This window comes from Microvirga subterranea, assembly GCF_003350535.1.
In the GTDB taxonomy this organism is placed as follows: Bacteria; Pseudomonadota; Alphaproteobacteria; order Rhizobiales; family Beijerinckiaceae; genus Microvirga; species Microvirga subterranea.
On record NZ_QQBB01000004.1, the window covers coordinates 272,713 to 291,315 of the forward strand.

20 protein-coding genes and 1 tRNA gene are annotated in these 18,603 nt (G+C 66.3%); 13 read left to right on the top strand and 8 right to left on the bottom strand.

Annotated features, from left to right (window positions below):
• Positions 1-261 precede the first annotated feature (261 nt).
• The 4 genes from DES45_RS12060 to DES45_RS25690 form a co-directional block, all read right to left on the bottom strand.
• Positions 262-338: transfer RNA gene (locus DES45_RS12060), tRNA-Arg, on the bottom strand.
• A gap of 101 nt (positions 339-439) precedes the next feature.
• Complete coding sequence (locus DES45_RS12065) at positions 440-1,855, bottom strand: sensor histidine kinase (protein WP_114770486.1); 1,416 nt, start codon at positions 1,853-1,855, stop codon at positions 440-442.
• 31 nt (positions 1,856-1,886) lie between these two features.
• Positions 1,887-3,350 (bottom strand): dihydrolipoyl dehydrogenase family protein, encoded by a 1,464-nt coding sequence (locus DES45_RS12070; RefSeq protein ID WP_245571695.1) that lies wholly within the window; start codon positions 3,348-3,350, stop codon positions 1,887-1,889.
• On the bottom strand, positions 3,347-4,144 hold the full coding sequence (locus tag DES45_RS25690) for a TVP38/TMEM64 family protein (protein WP_114770254.1): 798 nt from the start codon (positions 4,142-4,144) through the stop codon (positions 3,347-3,349). Before DES45_RS25690 ends, DES45_RS12070 begins: the two co-directional genes overlap by 4 nt.
• A gap of 267 nt (positions 4,145-4,411) precedes the next feature.
• On the opposite strand from DES45_RS25690, the gene rpmH reads away from it, so the two are divergent.
• The 9 genes from rpmH to DES45_RS12120 all read left to right on the top strand — a co-directional run bounded on the left by rpmH (position 4,412) and on the right by DES45_RS12120 (position 12,039).
• A complete protein-coding gene (rpmH, locus tag DES45_RS12080) occupies positions 4,412-4,546 on the top strand; it encodes a 50S ribosomal protein L34 (protein WP_027314822.1) in 135 nt (44 codons plus the stop codon).
• A gap of 21 nt (positions 4,547-4,567) precedes the next feature.
• Positions 4,568-4,999 (top strand): ribonuclease P protein component, encoded by a 432-nt coding sequence (gene rnpA, locus DES45_RS12085; RefSeq protein WP_173949322.1) that lies wholly within the window; start codon positions 4,568-4,570, stop codon positions 4,997-4,999.
• Positions 4,992-6,824, top strand: a complete 1,833-nt coding sequence (gene yidC / locus DES45_RS12090) for a membrane protein insertase YidC (protein ID WP_114770255.1) — start codon at positions 4,992-4,994, stop codon at positions 6,822-6,824. The genes rnpA and yidC overlap by 8 nt, the downstream gene beginning before the upstream one ends.
• 74 nt (positions 6,825-6,898) lie before the next feature.
• Entirely contained in the window at positions 6,899-7,543 is a 645-nt protein-coding gene (locus DES45_RS12095) for a CatB-related O-acetyltransferase (RefSeq protein WP_114770256.1), read from the top strand.
• Positions 7,544-7,605: 62 nt separating this feature from the next.
• Entirely contained in the window at positions 7,606-9,138 is a 1,533-nt protein-coding gene (locus DES45_RS12100; protein ID WP_114770257.1) for a CYTH and CHAD domain-containing protein, read from the top strand.
• Between the two features lie 77 nt (positions 9,139-9,215).
• Complete coding sequence (gene yihA / locus DES45_RS12105) at positions 9,216-9,872, top strand: ribosome biogenesis GTP-binding protein YihA/YsxC (protein WP_114770258.1); 657 nt, start codon at positions 9,216-9,218, stop codon at positions 9,870-9,872.
• Positions 9,869-10,231 carry a DUF423 domain-containing protein gene (locus tag DES45_RS12110; protein WP_114770259.1) on the top strand — a complete coding sequence of 121 codons (363 nt, stop codon included), beginning with the start codon at positions 9,869-9,871 and terminating at the stop codon, positions 10,229-10,231. Before yihA ends, DES45_RS12110 begins: the two co-directional genes overlap by 4 nt.
• 80 nt (positions 10,232-10,311) lie before the next feature.
• Positions 10,312-11,223: an acetylglutamate kinase gene (gene argB, locus DES45_RS12115; protein WP_114770260.1), complete on the top strand. Its 912-nt coding sequence runs from the start codon at positions 10,312-10,314 to the stop codon at positions 11,221-11,223.
• Between the two features lie 78 nt (positions 11,224-11,301).
• Positions 11,302-12,039 (top strand): pyrimidine 5'-nucleotidase, encoded by a 738-nt coding sequence (locus DES45_RS12120; RefSeq protein ID WP_114770488.1) that lies wholly within the window; start codon positions 11,302-11,304, stop codon positions 12,037-12,039.
• A gap of 70 nt (positions 12,040-12,109) precedes the next feature.
• On the opposite strand, the gene DES45_RS12125 is transcribed toward DES45_RS12120, so the two are convergent.
• Both DES45_RS12125 and DES45_RS12130 read right to left on the bottom strand, forming a co-directional pair.
• The gene (locus DES45_RS12125; protein WP_114770261.1) at positions 12,110-12,613 is read right to left on the bottom strand and encodes a YciE/YciF ferroxidase family protein; all 504 of its coding nucleotides are present in this window, start codon (positions 12,611-12,613) and stop codon (positions 12,110-12,112) included.
• A 161-nt stretch (positions 12,614-12,774) separates the two neighbouring features.
• Positions 12,775-13,962: a DNA recombination protein RmuC gene (locus DES45_RS12130; protein ID WP_114770262.1), complete on the bottom strand. Its 1,188-nt coding sequence runs from the start codon at positions 13,960-13,962 to the stop codon at positions 12,775-12,777.
• A gap of 87 nt (positions 13,963-14,049) precedes the next feature.
• On the opposite strand from DES45_RS12130, the gene def reads away from it, so the two are divergent.
• The 4 genes from def to truA are packed head-to-tail and all read left to right on the top strand — an operon-like array spanning position 14,050 to position 16,748.
• Complete coding sequence (def, locus tag DES45_RS12135; RefSeq protein ID WP_114770263.1) at positions 14,050-14,571, top strand: peptide deformylase; 522 nt, start codon at positions 14,050-14,052, stop codon at positions 14,569-14,571.
• A complete protein-coding gene (fmt, locus tag DES45_RS12140; protein WP_114770264.1) occupies positions 14,568-15,500 on the top strand; it encodes a methionyl-tRNA formyltransferase in 933 nt (310 codons plus the stop codon). The genes def and fmt overlap by 4 nt, the downstream gene beginning before the upstream one ends.
• Entirely contained in the window at positions 15,497-16,003 is a 507-nt protein-coding gene (locus DES45_RS12145; protein ID WP_114770265.1) for a GNAT family N-acetyltransferase, read from the top strand. Before fmt ends, DES45_RS12145 begins: the two co-directional genes overlap by 4 nt.
• Position 16,004: 1 nt before the next feature.
• A complete protein-coding gene (gene truA / locus DES45_RS12150) occupies positions 16,005-16,748 on the top strand; it encodes a tRNA pseudouridine(38-40) synthase TruA (protein WP_114770266.1) in 744 nt (247 codons plus the stop codon).
• On the opposite strand, the gene DES45_RS12155 is transcribed toward truA, so the two are convergent.
• Both DES45_RS12155 and dapE read right to left on the bottom strand, forming a co-directional pair.
• Positions 16,745-17,335, bottom strand: coding sequence for a hypothetical protein (locus DES45_RS12155; protein WP_114770267.1), 591 nt, complete (start codon positions 17,333-17,335; stop codon positions 16,745-16,747). The two genes, truA and DES45_RS12155, sit on opposite strands and share 4 nt — an antisense overlap.
• Before the next feature lie 94 nt (positions 17,336-17,429).
• Positions 17,430-18,602 carry a succinyl-diaminopimelate desuccinylase gene (gene dapE, locus DES45_RS12160; RefSeq protein ID WP_114770268.1) on the bottom strand — a complete coding sequence of 391 codons (1,173 nt, stop codon included), beginning with the start codon at positions 18,600-18,602 and terminating at the stop codon, positions 17,430-17,432.
• Position 18,603: the final 1 nt, after the last annotated feature.

The following is an 18,603-nucleotide window of genomic DNA, read 5'->3' on the forward strand; positions in this document are numbered from 1 at the left end:
GAACGAGTCGGAGGGTGCGGAGAGCCGATCGGCCGAAGGGATCGAACCTGCGCCCCTGGGAGACCGTCACGACGATTCGCCCGAGAGACCGGGGACGCGATTCGAGCCGTCAGCGGCTGGAGCATCCGGATCGCCAGGAGGCGCTGTGACGTCACCACTCATCGCCGAGGATCCGTACGCCTCGTGAGGCGATGCGATATCGCCGCCATCCGGGGCGGAGTGCCCCTGGCCTAGACGTCGTTCGATTTTAAAAGAGGAAAATGGCGCGCCCGAAAGGATTCGAACCTCTGACCCCCAGATTCGTAGTCTGGTGCTCTATCCAGCTGAGCTACGGGCGCTTGTTCAGCAGTTGCTCGCGGGGAGCAACATCGGCTGAGGCGGCTGACTTAAAGGGTTCTGGCGCGCTTGGCAAGCCTCATTGTGAAAAGATCTGCATCTTTCAAACGGCCTGCTCGAGTGCGGCCCGGTCTGGAATCGTCAGCCTGAACCGCGTGCCGATCGTCGTGCGGTCGAACGTGATGGTTCCGCCGTGAAGGCCGGCCAGTTCGGACGCGATCGAAAGCCCGAGGCCGGCGCCGCCCTTTCGGGCGGTTCCCTGGAACGGCATGAACAGGCTGCCCTGGACCCGCTCCGGAATCCCCGGCCCGTTATCCTCGACCAGGATCGTAACGATGCGCCCCTCCCGGCTGCCCGTCACCTTGACATAGGGGCGCCCTTCCGTGGCTCCGGCCTGGCTGAGGGCCTGAACGGCGTTGCGGACGAGGTTCACGAGCACCCGGGACAGCTGGTCCGGGTCGGCATCGATCCTGAGATCCGCCGGCACTTCGGTCTCGAACGCGATCCCCGAGCCGGGCGCGAGATCGGTCAGGTGGGTGAGGTCCTCGACCAGGGGCCGAAGCGGCACGAGCCTGCGCTGCGGCAGTTGCTCGGTGGCCCGTCCGTAGGCCAGCGTGTTCTCGCAGAACGCGATGGCGCGATCGAGGGTCGCCACGAGACGCGGCGCGATCCGATGCACGGCCTCGTCGCTGCTCCGGTCGAGCCGGTCCGTCAGAAGCTGAGCCGTCGTGAGCATGTTCCTCAGCTCGTGGTTGATCTTGCTGACCGCCAAGCCGAGCTGGGCCAGCCGGCGCTTCTGACGCAGCTCGTCGGCGAGCGTCGTCTCCATGCGGGCCAGAGCCTGTTCGGCAAGGCCGATCTCGTCCGCCCGATCCGTGGGCTGAATCACCCGTGAGGCATCCTCAGGATTGCTGGAGAACTCCGCGATATTGCCGGTAAGACGGCGCACCGGGCGCACGATCACCCATTGCAGGGTGAAATAAAGGAACGATGCGGTGATGGCCGAGATCAGCAGGGACAGGAACAGGATGTTGCGTGAAAACTCGAGCATCGCAGCGCGCAGCGGACGGGGATCGAGGATCAGCTCGACGAAGTCGACCCCCATGCCGGAGCCGATGACCCTGATCGGCCGGTTGCTCGTATCGAACAATTCCTCGAAGGCGTCCTGAACGAGCGTGCTCCAGGGCGCGTCCCGCAGATCGACGCTCTTGTCCACCTCGGCCGGCACGTCGCCCGCCGCCAGCAGGCTGCGTCGCCCGCCGGCGCGCAGCGCGATCGCCCTCGCGCCGACGCCGTTCAGGATCCGCATTTCGAGCTCCTCCGAAATGCCCTCCTCGGGAGAGGCATCCAGGACGAGCGCCGCGATCTGAGCGGCGGCGAGCTTGTCGTTCAGCCAGGTCAGGCGGAAATTCGCGATCGACGGCACATAGATCAGCACCTCCGCAACCATCACGAACAGGACCGTGAGCAGGAGCAGACGCGACGAGAGCCCGAGATGCCTCAGGAGGCTCCGTGTCATGGATTGAGGCTGCTCCGCGTTCATATCCATCCTACCCCAGGCGGCGAACCAGTCCGATCAGCCGTCGCAGCCAGGGATTCTGGGTCGCGGGCTTCAGGAACTCGACCGCTGCGCTTCGCGTCGCCTCGGACAAGGTCGGATAGGGATACACGAGACCGGCCAGATCGGATGCCTTCAGGCCGCGGGAAACGGCCATGACCCAGGGCATGATCAACTCCCCGGCTCCCGGCCCCACGATAGTGCAGCCGAGGATTCTGCCCCGGGGCGTCACGATCGCCTTCACATGGCCCTGGGTGGTGCCTTCGGCCCGCGCCCGGTCGTTGTCGGCGAAAGCCCAACGCAGGATTCGGAAAGGGCGTCCAGCCGCCCGCGCGGCCTCTTCGTCGAGCCCGACGGCGGCCAGTTCCGGGTCGGTGTAGACCACGCGCGGAATGGCCTCGCTCGGCGTCGCCGGAAGCCCGAAGAGCGCGTTGCGGATCACCAGCCCCGCCTGATGATTCGCCACATGGGTGAAGCGGCCGCTCGTTTCCTCGCCGCCGACGCAGTCGCCGATAGCATAGACCTTTCGGTTCGAGGTCTTCAGGTTCCGTCCGACCAGGATTCCGGTCGAGTCCGCCCGGATTCCCGCCGCCTTGAGGTTCAGTCCCTCGAGCGTTGCCTGGCGCCCTGCGGCGACCAGCAGATGGCTGCCCTCGATGGCCCTTTCTCCGCCCGCAAGGACGACGGCGACCCGGCCGTCGTCCCGAGGCTCGACCCGCTCGACGGACAAGCCGAGCTTGAGGACTGCTCCTTCCCGCCGCAGGGCCCGCGCGATCACCGCCGCCATTTCCGGGTCCTCCCGACCGAGGAGGCGTTCGCCCGCCTCGACGATCGTCACCTCGGAGCCCAGACGCCGATAGGCCTGGGCCAGTTCGACACCGACGGCTCCGCCGCCGATCACGATCAGATGCTCCGGCCTTTCCTCGAGATCGAAGATGGTGTCGTTGGTGAGATAGGGAACCTGGTCGAGACCGGGGATCGTCGGGATCGCCGGGCGGGAGCCGGAGGCCACCACGAAGCGGCGGGCCTTGATGACCTTGCCGTCTGCGGCCACGGTCCGGGCGTCGGTGAAGCTCGCCTCGGCCTTGATGACCTGCACCCCCATGGCCCTGTAGCGCTCGGCCGAATCCATGGGGGCTATGGCGGATACCACGTCGCGGACGTGGCGGCGAACGCGCCCGAAATCGATCACCGGCCCCTCGCCCGTTCCGATTCCGAGCCGGGCGGCGTCGCGCACCCGCTGGGCCCGATGCGCGGCCGCAAGCAGGGCCTTCGATGGCACGCATCCCACGTTGAGGCACTCGCCTCCCATCCGGTGCTTCTCGACCAGAACGACGGACGCCCCGAAGGATGCCGCGATCGACGCGACCGACAGACCCGCCGAGCCAGCGCCGATGACGCACAGATCCGGCTTGAGGATCTCGGGCTCGCGGCTGATCTTGTAGGTCTTCTTCACGCACCACTCCCTGAGGCGCCCCGCTTCAGGCGCCGGTACAGCATCGGCGCCAGGGCCAGGACGCCGAGTATCCCAAGGGCTATCATAAGCTCCGGCGTCAAGAGGCTCTTGACGTCGAAGTCCACAGGGCAGCTGCCCCCTCCCCGCGCGAGACATTCCGAGCGCGCCTGGGCATGAGCGCCGATGACGTCGTCGAGGCCGGATCCGGCGAACGCGAAGGTGAAGGAAGCGGGAAGCATCCCGATCTGGGTCGCAAGGACGAATTGCCTCAGGCGGACCCCGGAGAAGGCGGCGGCCAGGTTCGTGATCCAGAACGGCACCACGGGCATCAGGCGAAGGAAGAGAAGATAGGAGAACGCCCGTCGCTGGAAGCCTTCGGCGAAGCTCTGGATCCGGGGGCCGGCCCGGTCCAGGAGCGGCTGCCCCAGGGAGGTTCGGGCGATCAGGAAGATGCTGGTGGCCCCGATCGTCGCCGAGAAGGCCGCGATGCCGCCGCCGAGGATCCAGCCGAAGAGATAGCCGCCGATGGTCGTCAGGAAGGCCGAGGCCGGGAGCGAGAGGGTCACGGCAGCCACATAGACCAGCACGTAGAGGCCGAGCATCTTGATCCTGTGCTCGGCCACCAGGTGCTGGAGCCGATCCTGGTAGTCGATGAAGGCCTCAAAGCTCAAGGAATGGTGCAGGCCCGTGGCGAACATGGCGATGACGCCGACGAGGACCACGCCCAAGGGCAGAAAGCGCCAGAGGCCGCTCGCCCGGCCCGGCCCCTCCGATTTCTGACTGACTCCCGCCACGCTTCCTCCTGATTTCCCCTTCTATGTAGCGCCGGAGGAGGTCAAGCCCAATCGCGTCCTCACACCCCCGTGAGCCTGTCCGGTCAATCCTTTGGGAAGGTCAGAGCGGCGTTGACTTTGACGCTCCCTTCCGTCATAAGCCCGCAAGCTGACAGCGCTCTTCGTGGGCGCTGATCGTTTTTTCGAGACAGTTTCGGGGGCGACCCCAAGGATTTCTGACGGGCGCGAGCCGAATGGCGCCGCTGCCCCTTTCATCGGAGAAGTGCCGTGAAGAGGACGTATCAACCGAGCAAGCTGGTTCGCAAGCGCCGCCACGGCTTCCGTGCGCGCATGGCGACCAAGGGCGGCCGCAAGGTCATTGCTGCTCGCCGCGCCCATGGCCGCAAGCGCCTGTCGGCGTAAGCAGCCCTGAGGGATTGCCCGGTGCGCGGGATACGCGCAGGCTTGATCGGGCGCCTGACGAAAAGACCTGACTTCGTCGCGGCGGCCTCCGGCCGCCGCTTTCATACGGAGCGGATGACCGTTCAGGGCCGTCCGCGCGACGATCTGGGCCTCGGCCTTCGCTTCGGCCTCACCGTCACGAAGCGGGTCGGACACGCTACGGAGCGCAACCGGATCAAGCGCCGGCTCCGGACCGTCTGCCAGAAGGCAGGCGCAGAGTTTGCCAGCGTCAACATGGATGTCGTCATCATCGGACGCCGCGACATCCTGACCGCTGATTTCGATTTGCTTGTCGACGACCTTCGGCGTGCGCTGGGGGTTGTCACCAAGCCGAAGAGTGTGCGGACCACCGGCCGTCCGGTCCCCTCCTCACCTCCCTCCAACGGCGAGCGTCGCGGACATTCCCATGCGTGAAGAAAACAGAAACCTCATCGTCGCCATCGTGCTGTCGGTGGCGGTTTTGATTGGCTGGCAATACTTTTTCGCAGCCCCCCAGGCCGATAAGCAGCGCCAAGCGGCCCAGCAGCAGCAAACCACGCACGTCACGCCGAACGCGCCGACGCCCAGCCAAGCCGGCGGCCCCTCGGCGCCGGTACCGGGAACGGTTCCGAGCACGCCGGCCGCTCCGGTCGTCGAGTCGCGGGAAGCGGCTCTGGCCCGGACGCCCCGCGTCGCCATCGACACCCCGGCCATCGCCGGATCGATCAACCTCCGCGGCGGCCGCATCGACGACGTGGCGCTCAAGAACTACCACGAGACGGTCGACCCCCGCAGCCCGAAGATCGTCCTCCTGTCGCCGGCCGGAACCCAGAACCCCTATTACGCGGAGTTCGGATGGCTCGGCGCGGAGGCAGGCCCCCTGCCCAACGCCGAGACGGTCTGGACCGCGGACCGCCAGACGCTGACGCCCTCCACCCCCGTAACCCTCAGCTGGGACAATGGCCAGGGCCTCGTCTTCCGCCGCACGATCACGGTGGACGACAAGTTCATGTTCACGGTCAAGAGCACGGTCGAAAACCGCGGGTCGGCTCCGGTCACGCTTCAGTCCTATGGTCTCGTGTCCCGCCACGGCAAGCCGACGACGCTCGGCTATTACGTGCTCCACGAAGGCATGATCGGCGTCCTGGGCGACAACGGCCTCCAGGAACTGACCTACGCCAATCTGGACAAGAAGGAGCAGGTCGCCGGAGCCGGCACGGTCGGACAGACCTGGCAGGACGTCACGGGCGGCTTCCTCGGCATCACGGACAAGTACTGGGCCGCCGCCGTCATCCCCGACCAGACCCAGCCCTACCAGGGCTCCTTCACGTCCCGCCAGGGCCAGATCTATCAGGCCGCCGCCGCCGGTTCGACCCAGACGGTTCAGCCCGGCGCCTCGGCCGAGGTGACCCAGCGCCTGTTCGCCGGCGCCAAGGAGGTCGCGACCGTCGACGCCTATCACAGCGCCCTCAACATCAAGAACTTCGACCTCCTGATCGACTGGGGCTGGTTCTACTTCATCACCAAGCCCCTGTTTAAGGTGCTGGACTTCTTCTACCGTCTGTTCGGCAACTTCGGCGTCGCGATCCTGCTCGTGACGGTGATCCTGAAGGCCATCTTCTTCCCGCTCGCCAACAAATCGTATGCGTCGATGGCGAAGATGAAGGCCGTGCAGCCGGAGATGGCTTCGATCCGCGAGCGCTATGCGGACGACAAGATGAAGCAGCAGCAGGCGCTGATGGAGCTCTACAAGAAGGAGAAGATCAATCCGGTCGCCGGCTGCTGGCCGGTCCTGATCCAGATCCCGGTCTTCTTCGCGCTCTACAAGGTGCTCTTCGTCACCATCGAAATGCGCCATGCGCCGTTCTTCGGCTGGATCCGCGACCTCGCGGCCCCGGACCCGACGACGATCTTCAACCTGTTCGGCCTGCTGCCCTACAATCCGGGCGCGGTGCCGGTCGTCGGCCACTTCCTGCTGCTCGGCGCCTGGCCGATCATCATGGGCATCACGATGTGGCTCCAGATGAAGATGAACCCGGAGCCGCCGGATCCGGTCCAGAAGCAGGTCTTCGCCTGGATGCCGGTGATCTTCACCTTCATGCTGGGCTCCTTCCCGGCCGGTCTCGTGATCTACTGGGCCTGGAACAACCTTCTCTCGGTCACCCAGCAGGCCTTCATCATGCGGCGCAACGGCGTGAAGATCGAATTATGGGACAACCTGCGCAGCACGTTCAGCCGCAAGAGCCCGGCCAAAGGCTGATCGACACTGATCGCACTGACATCATCCCCGGGGCTTGCCCCGGGGATTTTTCTTTGCCTTAACGGGAGACCGACATGACGGCCACCGGACCCGATCCCTCGACGCCCTACCCGCTGCCGGGCCATCCCCGCGTCGGCTTCCTCAAGGCCTTCGTGAAGCAGCCCAACATCGAGGTCGGGGACTTCACCTATTACGACGACCCGGACGGACCGGAGACATTCGTGGAGCGGTGCGTGCTGCACCACTACGACTTCATCGGCGACCGGCTCGTCATCGGGCGGTTCTGCGCCATCGCCACGGGCGCGACCTTCATCATGAACGGCGCAAACCACGCCATGACGGGCTTCTCGACCTATCCGTTCAACATCTTCGGCCACGGCTGGGAGGACGGCTTCGACTGGGCCACGATCCAAGCCGGCCTCAAGGGCGACACCGTCGTCGGCAACGACGTCTGGATCGGCCATGAGGCGACGATCATGCCGGGCGTCAGGATCGGCGACGGGGCCATCGTGGCGGCGAAGTCGGTGGTGACGTCGGACGTCCCTCCCTTCGCCATCGCCGGCGGCAATCCGGCGAAGGTGCTTCGGCAGCGCTTTACCGACGAGGTCGTGGCGGAGCTTCTCGCCATCCGCTGGTGGGACTGGCCGGTGGAGAAGATCACCCGGAACCTCAACGCCATCCGAGGCGCGGATCTGGCCGCGTTGAGAGCGGCCGAATAACGCCTCGGCTTCCAGCCGGAGCCGGAAACCCTATATGCCTCTGGCGAGTGAACGCGGCAGCCATGGCCATGGGATCATCCAAGAAGGCACGAAACCGACTTGCCGACCGCAAGGGAGCTCCGCGCGAGGTCGAGCTGAAGCTCGAAATCGCGGCCGGCGCGGTCGGGCGCCTCCTCGATCATCCACTCGTCGCCGGAGCCCAGCCCGATCAGGACCAGAGCGGCCATCTCTCGGCCGTCTACTTCGACACGCCTGACCTGGACCTGAGAAAATCGGGACTGAGCCTGCGCATCCGCCGGCGGAACGGCAGCTCCGTTCAGACCATCAAGGCGGAGGACAAGTCCCGCGGCCTCGCCCTTGATCGCAGCGAATGGGAACAGGCCGTCGACAATGGACTCGATTTCGGGGCTGCGGCCGGGACCCCTCTCGCCCGCCTGATCGCGAAGAAGGGTGTCCGTGACTCCATTCGGCCGGTGTTCGGGATCGAGACGGAGCGTCGCGCCTTCAAGGTCGAGCATGACGGAGCGCTGGTCGAGCTGGCTCTCGACGATGCAGCCGCCACCGCCGGCGGCAGCACGGCCCGCTTCGCGGAACTTGAGCTCGAGCTGAAGCAGGGCGCTCCCGCCGCCCTCTTCCGCCTGGCGCACGACCTTGCCCGAACCGCGCCGCTGCGGCTGGCTCCTGTGACCAAATCCGAGCGCGGTTACGGGCTGTTGGGACGGGAGGCTCCTGCACCAATTCGCGCGCAGGACATCGACATCGATGCGGACGCCTCCTGCGCCGAAGCGTTTCAGATCATCGCGCGCTCCTGCCTGTCGCAGATGATCGCGAACGAATCCGTGCTGCGCCGAATGCCGGATCCGGAGGCCCTGCATCAGATGCGGGTCGGCCTGCGGCGCCTGCGGGCGGCCATGTCCCTGTTCAGGAAGATGCTGGCCGGGCAGGAGACCGAATCCGTCAAGCAGGGCCTGCGCTGGGTTGGCCGCAAGCTGGGCCCGGCCCGAGATCTCGACGTGCTTCTCGGCAATCTTCGGGAGGCGGCCGGATCGCCGGACGCGGACAATGCCATCGAGGATACGGAGCGGAGACGACTGAAGGCCTATGCCGTCCTGCAGAAGGCGCTCGACTCGCCCCGCTATATGGGCGCGATCCTCGAGACCGCAGCCTGGATCGAAGCCGGACAATGGCTCGGCCACGAGAAGCGGACCTCGCGCCCTGCCCGAAAGCATGCCGCCAAGGAGCTGTCCCAGCGCCACAGGAAGATCCTTCGGGAAGCCAAGCATCTCGAGGAACTTCAGGACGACGAGCGGCACCAATTGCGGATCCGGATCAAGAAGATGCGGTACGGCACGGAATTCTTCGCCTCGCTGTTCGAGCGCAAGAAGGCCAGGAAGCGCCGCAAGGCCATGCTGAAGGGATTGGAGCACCTTCAGGACCTGCTCGGCGAGATGAACGACATCGCGGTCGGGAGCGCCATGGTCCCGTCCCTCGCGCAAAGCGACCCCGAGCGGGCCGAGCAGCGCCTGGCGAAGCTGCTCTCGAAAGCCGTGGCCGCGGCGCATGACCTGCCGGACGCCAAGCCGTTCTGGAAATGAGATTTTGATCCCGGTTCGCCCTGTCGGGGACGTCTGACGCCTTGAAGTATGCGGCCCAAGCATCGATAAGGGACCTCATGACCGACATGGCGCCTGAAACCGATCCCCTTCTCGAAACCGGCCGCAAGATCTTTGCGGGCGAGGCCGATTTCATCTGGGCCTCGAACTCCCTCAAGAACCTGCCCCCGATGAGCAAGGTGGAGATCGCCTTCGCGGGCCGCTCGAACGTCGGCAAGTCGAGCCTCGTCAATGCGCTCACTGGGCGTAACACCTTGGCCCGCACCTCCCATACCCCGGGCCGAACGCAGCAGCTCAACTTCTTCGACATCGGCGGCCATTTCCATCTGGTGGACATGCCGGGCTACGGCTACGCCGCCGTCGAGAAGGAGAAGGTGCAGGCCTGGACTCAGCTGATCCACGACTATCTGCGCGGGCGCGCCAGCCTCGCCCGGGTCTACGTGCTGATCGACTCCCGGCACGGCATCAAGCCTGTCGACGAGGGGGTTCTTGAGACCCTCGACAAGGCCGCCGTCTCCTACCAGATCGTCCTCACCAAGGCGGACGAGCTGAAGAAGGGGGAGCTCGACAAACGCATCGCCGATACGGCAGCCAAGATCGCCAAGCGCGCCGCCGCCTATCCCGAGATCATGCCGACCTCGAGCCGCTCCGGCCTCGGCATTCCCGAACTGCGGGCGGGAATCGCGCGCCTCCTTGCCGAACGGGGCGCCCCGTGAGCCTGCCGGAGCGGATCCTCGTCGTCGCCGCGGCGCTCTCCGGCGTGCTGGGCGTCGGCCTGTCGGCCGCTGCGGCGCACGTTACGGGCGGCAACCTGACCACGGCAGCCCAGTTCCTGCTGTTCCACGCCCCGGCCCTCCTGGCTCTCGTGGCGCTCTCGGAAGGCGGCGCGATCGGGCCGGGTCTCGCCCGGCTGGCGGGCTTTGTCCTGATCTTAGGTCTCGTCCTGTTCTGCGGCGACCTCTCGCGCCGGGCCTTTTCGGGCGTCGCGCTTGCTCCCATGGCGGCCCCGACCGGCGGGGTCCTCCTCATGATCGGCTGGATTCTCGTGGGAGCCGCCGCCCTTCTGCGCCGTTGACACCGAAGTCTCTGTTTCCAGAGCGTCGCGGCTGAGCTAGAAGGCAGGCCGTTTGTCGTTCTCTCGCGCTGGAGCCGCCCATGACGCATCCATCTACGCCCGATCAGCTCCCCGATGTTCATGTGCAGGCCGAGGTGCTTGTGCAGGCGCTGCCGCACATGCAGCGCTACGACCAGCAGGTGGTGGTGATCAAGTATGGCGGCCACGCCATGGGCGACCGTGCGGCAGCCGAGGATTTCGCCGAGGACGTGGTCCTGCTCGAGCAGTCGGGCATCAAGCCCATCGTGGTGCATGGCGGCGGGCCGCAGATCGGCCGGATGCTGGATAAGCTCGGCATCAAGTCGGAGTTCAAGGCGGGCCTGCGCGTGACCGATCAGGCCACCGTCGAGGTGGTTGAGATGGTGCTGGCCGGCTCCATCAACAAGCAGATCGTGGGCTGGATCGGCGCCGAGGGCGGCAAGGCCGTGGGCCTGTGCGGCAAGGACGGCAACATGGTCACGGCCCGCAAGGTGACCCGCACCACCGTCGATCCCGATTCCAACATCGAGAAGGTCGTGGACCTCGGTTTCGTGGGCGAGCCAGAGAAAGTGAACCGCGAGGTCCTGGATCAGGTCCTGAGCGCGGAGCTGATCCCGGTTCTCGCCCCGGTGGCGGTGGGGCAGGACGGCCAAACCTACAACGTCAACGCGGACACCTTCGCGGGCGCGATCGCGGGCGCCATGATGGCCAAGCGCCTCCTCCTGCTCACGGACGTGCCCGGGGTCCTGGACAAGAACAAGAACCTCATTCCCGAGATGACGATCGAGGATTGCCGGCGCCTGATCGCCGACGGCACCATCACGGACGGCATGATCCCGAAGATCGAGACCTGCATCTACGCCCTGGAGCGCGGCGTCGAGGCGGTGGTCATCCTGGACGGCAAGGTGCCGCATGCGGTCCTGCTGGAGCTGTTCACGGACCACGGCGCCGGCACCCTGATCCGGAGGGGGTAAGGGTCTTCCCGGAACTCCGTTTCATCCTTATATGAAGATCAGTGGGGCCAGTTCGGCCCCATTGCTATCTTGATGGTCATGAACGCGATTCCGCCTGTCGATCTCCACGTCTCATCCGCCGGATCCCGGCCCTTTTCGCATGTGGAGACCTGGATCTTCGACCTGGACAACACGCTCTATCCGCATACGTCCCGGGTCTGGCCCCAGATCGACGAGCGGATCACCCTCTACATCGCCGAGCTTTTCGGGCTCGACGGCCTCTCGGCCCGGTCGCTGCAGAAGTATTTCTATCACAAATACGGCACCACCCTGCGGGCCCTGATCGACGAATACGACATCGATCCGTACGACTTCCTCGACTTCGCTCACGATATCGACCATGCCGACATCGCCCTGAACGAAGACCTCGGCAAGGCGATCGAGAGGCTGCCCGGCCGTAAGCTGATCCTCACGAACGGCTCGCGCAAGCATGCCGAGAACGTAGCGCGGAAGATCGGCATCCTTGACCATTTCGAGGACGTGTTCGACATCGCTGCCTCGAACTTCGTGCCGAAGCCGGACCGGCGCGCCTACGAGATCTTCCTCGAGAAGCACGCGGTCGAGCCCGCCCGCGCGGCCATGTTCGAGGACATCGCCAAGAACCTCGTGGTGCCGCACGAGCTCGGCATGACGACAACGCTCATCGTTCCGCCGACGATCGATCCCTTCCGCGAGGAGTTCGAGCAGGAGGCAGTCAAGACGCCTCACATCGACTACATCACCAAGGATCTTGCGGACTTCCTCAACGCCTGCCTTCTGCCGTCCAAAGGACGCTGAGCGCGATCCGTACGGAAAAGCGGCACCCTCGGGCGCCGCTCCTGTTTCGCTCAGACCTGAGGACCGGCCCTTAGGCAGCCTTCGTGTTGATCTTGCTTTCCGCGATGCGGTTCAGCTTCTGGTCCGTGGCCTTCTCCTGCTCGAGGATCTGGTGGAGGACGCCGGCGCAGTCGTCGCGGCCGAGCTGCTTGGCCCAGGCCACGAGCGTGCCGTAGCGGGTGATCTCGTAGTGCTCGACCGCCTGGGCGGCCGCGAGGAGCGCAGCGTCGAGGACCTGCGGGTCGTCGATGTCGCCGGCGATATCCTGCGCCTCGTCGATGATGCCGTCGATGGCCGGGCAGGTCACGCCCTTCGGGTCATGGCCGTGCATGCGGAACACCTGCTCCACCATCTGGATCTGCTGCTGGGTCTCGCCGAGATGGGTCTGGAAGGCCTGCTTCAGCTGCGGATCGCTGGCCTTGCTCATCATCTCCGGCAGCGCCTTCGTGATCTGCTGCTCGGCGTAGTAGATGTCCTGCAGGGTGTGGATGAAGAGGTCGTCCAACGTCTTGATGTCCTTTGACAAAAGGCCCATGGCGCATATCCTTCCTTTGATGTGAGGCAAGTCAGCACGCGGCGCCATCAGCGGCAGAGCGCGTGGCACAACCGCGGGAAGAACGTCGCGGCCCACTCCCAGTTCCAAGGGCCAGGCCCGCCGATCAGGGGGATTTCGAGAGTCCGGTGAGCAGCCGTCGGCTAGTCGACGGCCCGCAGATTGCGGCCTTGCAGGCGCAGCAGTTCCGCCCGGGCGCCCGCTTCGCCGTCCTCGAACTCGAGCATCTCGATCTTCTGGCCGCGCTTCACGATCTTGTCAGTGGAAACCCGGATCTGCGCCACGTCGTCCTGCGCCTGCCGGAAATGCGCGTCGAGCTTCGCGACGCGCCCGTCGAGCCGCTCGATGTCCTCCAGGAGCTTCTGGACCTCCACCTGGATGACGCGGGCCTCCTCGCGGATGCGCGCATCCCGCACGAGCGCCTGCATGACCTGGATGGCGAGGGTCAGCAGGGACGGCGACACGATGACGACCCGGGCGCGGTGAGCCTTCTGCACCACGTCGTCGAAATGCTCGGCGAGATCCGCATAGATCGACTCGGCCGGGACGAACAGCATCGCGATGTCCTGGGTCTCGCCCGGGATGAGATATTTCTCGGCGATGTCCTTCACGTGCACCAGCATGTCGGCCCGCACCCTCGCGGCGGCGCGGATGCGGGCCTCGTCGCCTTTCGCCTCTCGAAACAGGGTGAAGCCCTCAAGCGGGAACTTGGCGTCGATCACGAGACCGCGCTCGTCTCCCGGCAGCCGCACGAGGCAATCGGGCCGCGTGCGGTTCGACAGGGTCGGCTGGAACGCAAAGGCATTCGGCGGAAGCCCGTCACGGACGATCGCCTCCATCCGGCCCTGGCCATAGGCGCCGCGGCTCTGCTTGTTGGCGAGGATGTCCTTCAGGCCGACGATCTGGCCCGTAAGGTCGGTCAGGTTCTTCTGCGCCGCGTCGATGACCGCAAGGCGTTCGTTGAGCTTCGACAGGTTCTCCGATTGATGCCGCGTCGTGGCTTCCAGCCCCTGCCCCATCCGGTGCTGCAGCCCGTCGATCCGCTCGGAGATCAGGCGGACGAAATCGCTCTGCCGCGTGCCGAACACCTCGGCGATGGTCTGCATCCGCCCCGTCATCTCCGCCTGGATGCGGGTGAGCTCGGCCACCTTGTCGTCCATCTCCCGCGCCCGCTCCTCCGCGATGGCCGCCTCGAAGGCGCGCTCGCGGCGGGACTTGAGAAGAAGCGACGTCACGATCACGAGGAGGACGAAGCTCCCCGCCGCCGCGCCGATCACGATCTTCCCCATCGTCAGGGAGAGGGAGCCGAGGGTGAGGACGACGTCGTTCATGGACTTGGAACTTCCGGTTGACGCGGGCATCCGAACATAAGACGAACGATTTGACCATCCTGCCCTAAGCGCTTATCTCCCGCGATCATGACCATCAGACCTCTCGTCATTCTCCCCGACCCCAAGCTCCGCCTCGTTTCCGAGCCCGTGAAGGACATCACGGACGAGATCCGGAAACTCGCCGACGACATGCTGGAGACCATGTACGACGCCCCCGGCGTCGGGCTCGCCGCCATCCAGATCGGCGTTCCCCTGCGCATGGTCACCATGGACGTGTCCAAGACCGAGGGTGAGCGCGAGCCCATGGTGCTGATCAACCCGGAGATCGTCTGGGCCTCCGAGGAGAAGCGGGTCTACGAGGAGGGCTGCCTGTCGATCCCCGAATATTACGAGGAGGTCGAGCGGCCGGACCGGATCCGCTTCCGATACATGAACCTCAAGGGCGAGATCATCGAGCAGGACGCCGAGGAGCTGATGGCGACCTGCGTGCAGCACGAAATCGACCATCTCAACGGCGTGCTCTTCATCGATCACCTGTCCAAGCTCAAGCGCGACCGGGTCATGACCAAGTTCAAGAAGGCCGCCAAGCGGGGAGCCGCCGGCGCATGACCCTTCGCGTCGTCTTCATGGGCACGCCCGACTTCGCCGTGCCGACCCTCTCGGAGATCATCGGCCAGGGGCACGAGGTCGTGGCGGTCTACACCCGCCCGCCCGCTGCCGCGGGCCGCGGCATGGAGCTCAAGCTCTCTCCCGTCCACCGGATGGCGGAGCGCTTCGGGATTCCGGTCTTCACGCCCAAGACCCTGCGCACCGACGAGGCCGCCGAAATCTTCCGGTCCCACGGGGCCGATGTGGCGGTGGTCGTGGCCTACGGCATGATCCTGCCCAAAGCGATCCTCGACGCGCCCGAGCTCGGCTGCCTGAACCTTCATGCCTCCCTCCTGCCGCGCTGGCGCGGCGCGGCTCCGATCCAGCGCGCCATCATGGCCGGGGACGCCGAGACGGGCGTCGCCGTGATGAAGATGGAGGAGGGCCTCGATACCGGGCCCGTGGCCATGGTCGAGCGCGTGGCGATCGCGCCGGACATGAATGCGGGCGAGTTGCACGACAAGCTGATGGTCCTGGGCGCCGATCTCATGGTTCGGGCGCTGGCCGCCCTGTCCCGCGGGGGCCTCGGCTTCACGCCCCAGCCCGAGGATGGCGTGACCTACGCCCACAAGCTCACCAACGAGGATGGCCGGATCGACTGGTCGAAACCTGCGCAAGCCGTTTACGACCACATCCGCGGCCTCTCGCCCTTCCCGGGCGCCTTCTTCACGGCCGATTTCGGCAAGGGCCCGGAGCGGGTGAAGGTTCTGCGGGCCGACAAGGCCGACGGGGCCGGCGAGCCCGGCAGCCTCATCGATCCGAAGGGGATCGTCGCCTGCGGCAGCGGCACCGTCCGGCTCCTCCAGGTGCAGCGGGCCGGAAAGGCCCCCATGGGGGCCGAGGACTTCCTGCGCGGAGTGAGGCTGGACGCCGGGGCCCGCTTCACATGACGTTCGAGGGGCGGATCCGGCCGGCACGCCCCGAAGACAAGCCCGCCATCCATGCCATTCACACGGCTGCCTTCGGGCAGACGGCGGAGGCCGACCTGGTCGAGCGCCTGGGGGCGGAGGGAGATCTGATCCTGTCCCTGGTGGCATGCACGGATCGGCCGGTCGGCCACATTGCCTTCTCGCGCCTCGCCATGAGCGACGCTCCATCCGTCGGGGCCTGCGCGCTTGCCCCACTCGCGGTCGATCCTACCCGGCAGAGGCAGGGCATCGGGTCCGCGCTGATCAAACAGGGACTGGACCGTCTGGTCGAGCAGGGATGGGATCTGGTCCTCGTCCTGGGAGACCCGAATTATTACGGCCGCTTCGGCTTCGCGGCGGAGGCCGCGGCGGCGCTCCGGACTCCGTATGACGGCCCCTATCTCCAGGCCCTCGCCCTTTCCGACCAGGGTCGCGAGGCACAGGGACCCGTCGCCTATGCCGGCGCCTTCGCGGAGGTGTCCTGACATGCCCCGCTACAAGCTCGTCGTGGAATATGACGGCACGCCCTTCACCGGCTGGCAGCACCAGACGAACGGGCTGTCGGTTCAGCAGGCGGTCGAGGAGGCGATCGAGCGATTCGCCGGCGAGAAGGTGCGGATCCACTGCGCCGGCCGCACCGATTCCGGCGTGCACGCGACCGGCCAGGTCGTTCATGTGGATCTCGCCAAGGAGTGGCGGCCCGACACCGTGCGCGACGCCACGAACGCTCATCTCAGGCCCGCCCCCGTGGCGATCCTGTCGGCGGAGCCGGTGCCCGAGACCTTCAACGCCCGCCTGTCGGCGGTGAAGCGGCACTATCTCTACCGGATCCTCAACCGCCGGGCCCCGGCCGCCCTCGACCTGAACCGGGTCTGGCACGTGGCCTGGAAGCTCGATGCCGAGGCCATGCACGAGGCCGCCCAGAGCCTGACCGGGCGCCACGACTTCACGACCTTCCGGGCGGCCGAGTGCCAGGCCAACAGCCCGATCCGCACCCTGGACCGGCTCGACGTGGAGAGGATCGGCGACGAGATCCGGGTCCATGCCTCCGCCCGCTCCTTCCTGCACCACCAGGTGCGCTCGATCGTCGGCACGCTGGAGCGGGTGGGCGCGGGCCGATGGCCCGTCGGCGAGGTGAAGGCGGCGCTCGAGGCGCGGGACCGCAAGCGCTGCGGGCCGATGGCGCCCTCGACGGGCCTCTACCTGATCGGGGTCGATTATCCGGACTAGCCCAGCAGCCCCCGCATGATCGTGCCGACGAAGGAGTTCAGCACGAGGCCGAGGAGCACGACCGCGAAGGCGGCAAGGCCCGGGACGCCCAGGGTCGCCTTGGTGGCGAACCATTGCAGCCGCAGGACGATGATGGAGAACGAGAGGCCGAAGAGGCTGGCGAGCGCCGGGGTCGCCCAGCCGAGCAGGAGCAGCATGGCCGGCACCGAGAGCACCAGCAGGCCGAGCACCGTGATCCAGTTCGTGACGATCACGAACGGCACATAGCGGTCGGTCAACCGGAAGGCGCGCGCGATCCAGATCATGGCGACCGGCAGGGCGATGAAGCCCGCCAGATGCCCGAGGGCCACGACCAGATCGATCCAGAAGCTGTCGAGGAGCGTACGGTCCGGCTGGATCAGCCCGAGGCGAAGCCGCTCGAACGCAATCGAAACGACATAGGCCGGCAGGGTCAGCAGGATCGCCGCAAAAGAACGCCAGAAGCCGTGTTCGCTCATGTCGAAGGCCTTGAGGCCTTCGACCCGGCTGTTCAGAAGGTCAACTGCCCCTCGGAACGAGCGATTCACCTCATCGGCCGTAACGATCATGCGAGCCCCCGAAAGATACGGTTTCTCACGCAAAACCGGGGAGAGGCTAAAAACGTTCCAGCCCAGTTTCGACTAAAGTCTAATATAGCTTAGCTTAAGACTTTGTCGAGCTTTCCGCGAAATACGCATCCAGCACCTTGCGGTAGATCCCGGCGAGCCGGTCGAGATCGGCGACTGGGACCCGCTCGTCGACCTGGTGCATGGTCTGCCCCACGAGGCCGAACTCGACCACAGGGCAATCCTTCACGATGAAGCGGGCATCCGACGTGCCACCCGTTGTCGACAGGGCTGGCCTGCGTCCGGTCTCGGCCTCGATCGCGTCGCTGATGAAGCCCACGAAGGCGTTCGGCGGCGTGAGGAAGGCGACCGCGTTGGTGGGCTCCATGGCGAGCCGATAGCGCACCGTGTTGCCAGCAGCCTCGCGTAGGCGCCGCTCGATCTCCTGTTCCAGGCTCTCCGGCGTCCAGAGGTCGTTGAAGCGGATGTTGAAGGTCGCCCGCGCCTCGGCCGGGATGACGTTGGTGGCCGGATTGCCGACATCGACCGTGGTCACCTCCAGGTTCGAGCCGTCGAAATGCTCGGTGCCGCGGTCGAGGGGCTCGCGCAGCAGGCCGTCGAGCAGGCGCAGCATTCCGGGGATCGGGTTATCCGCCAGATGCGGATAGGCCACGTGCCCCTGCTTGCCCTCGACCACAAGCCTCCCCGTGAGGGAGCCGCGCCGGCCGATCTTGATCATGTCGCCGAGCTGGTTCGGGTTCGTCGGCTCGCCGAGGATGCAGTGATCGAAGCGCTCGCCGCGGACCTTCGCCCATTCGAGCAGCTTCACGGTGCCGTTGATCGCGGGCCCCTCCTCGTCGCCCGTGATGAGGAAGCCGATGGAGCCGCCGAAATCGGGGCACTCACGGATGAAGTCGAGCGCCGCCGCCATCATGCAGGCGATGCCGCCCTTCATGTCGACCGCGCCGCGCCCATGGAGCTCGCCGCCGTCGATCTCCCCACTGAACGGATCGTGCCGCCAGCGGCCTGCATCGCCGGGCGGCACCACGTCCGTGTGGCCGGCGAAGAGCAGGTAGGGCTCTCCCGACCCGTAGCGGGCATAAAGGTTCTCCACGTCCGGCGTGCCGGGCGCGGAGAAGACCGGGCGATGCACCTCGAACCCCGCCTCCTTCAGGACGCCTTCGATGAAGGCGAGCGCCCCGCCCTCCTCGGGCGTGACGGAGGGGCAGCGCAGGAGCGACTGGGCGAGGGAGAGGGGCGAGGTGTCCATC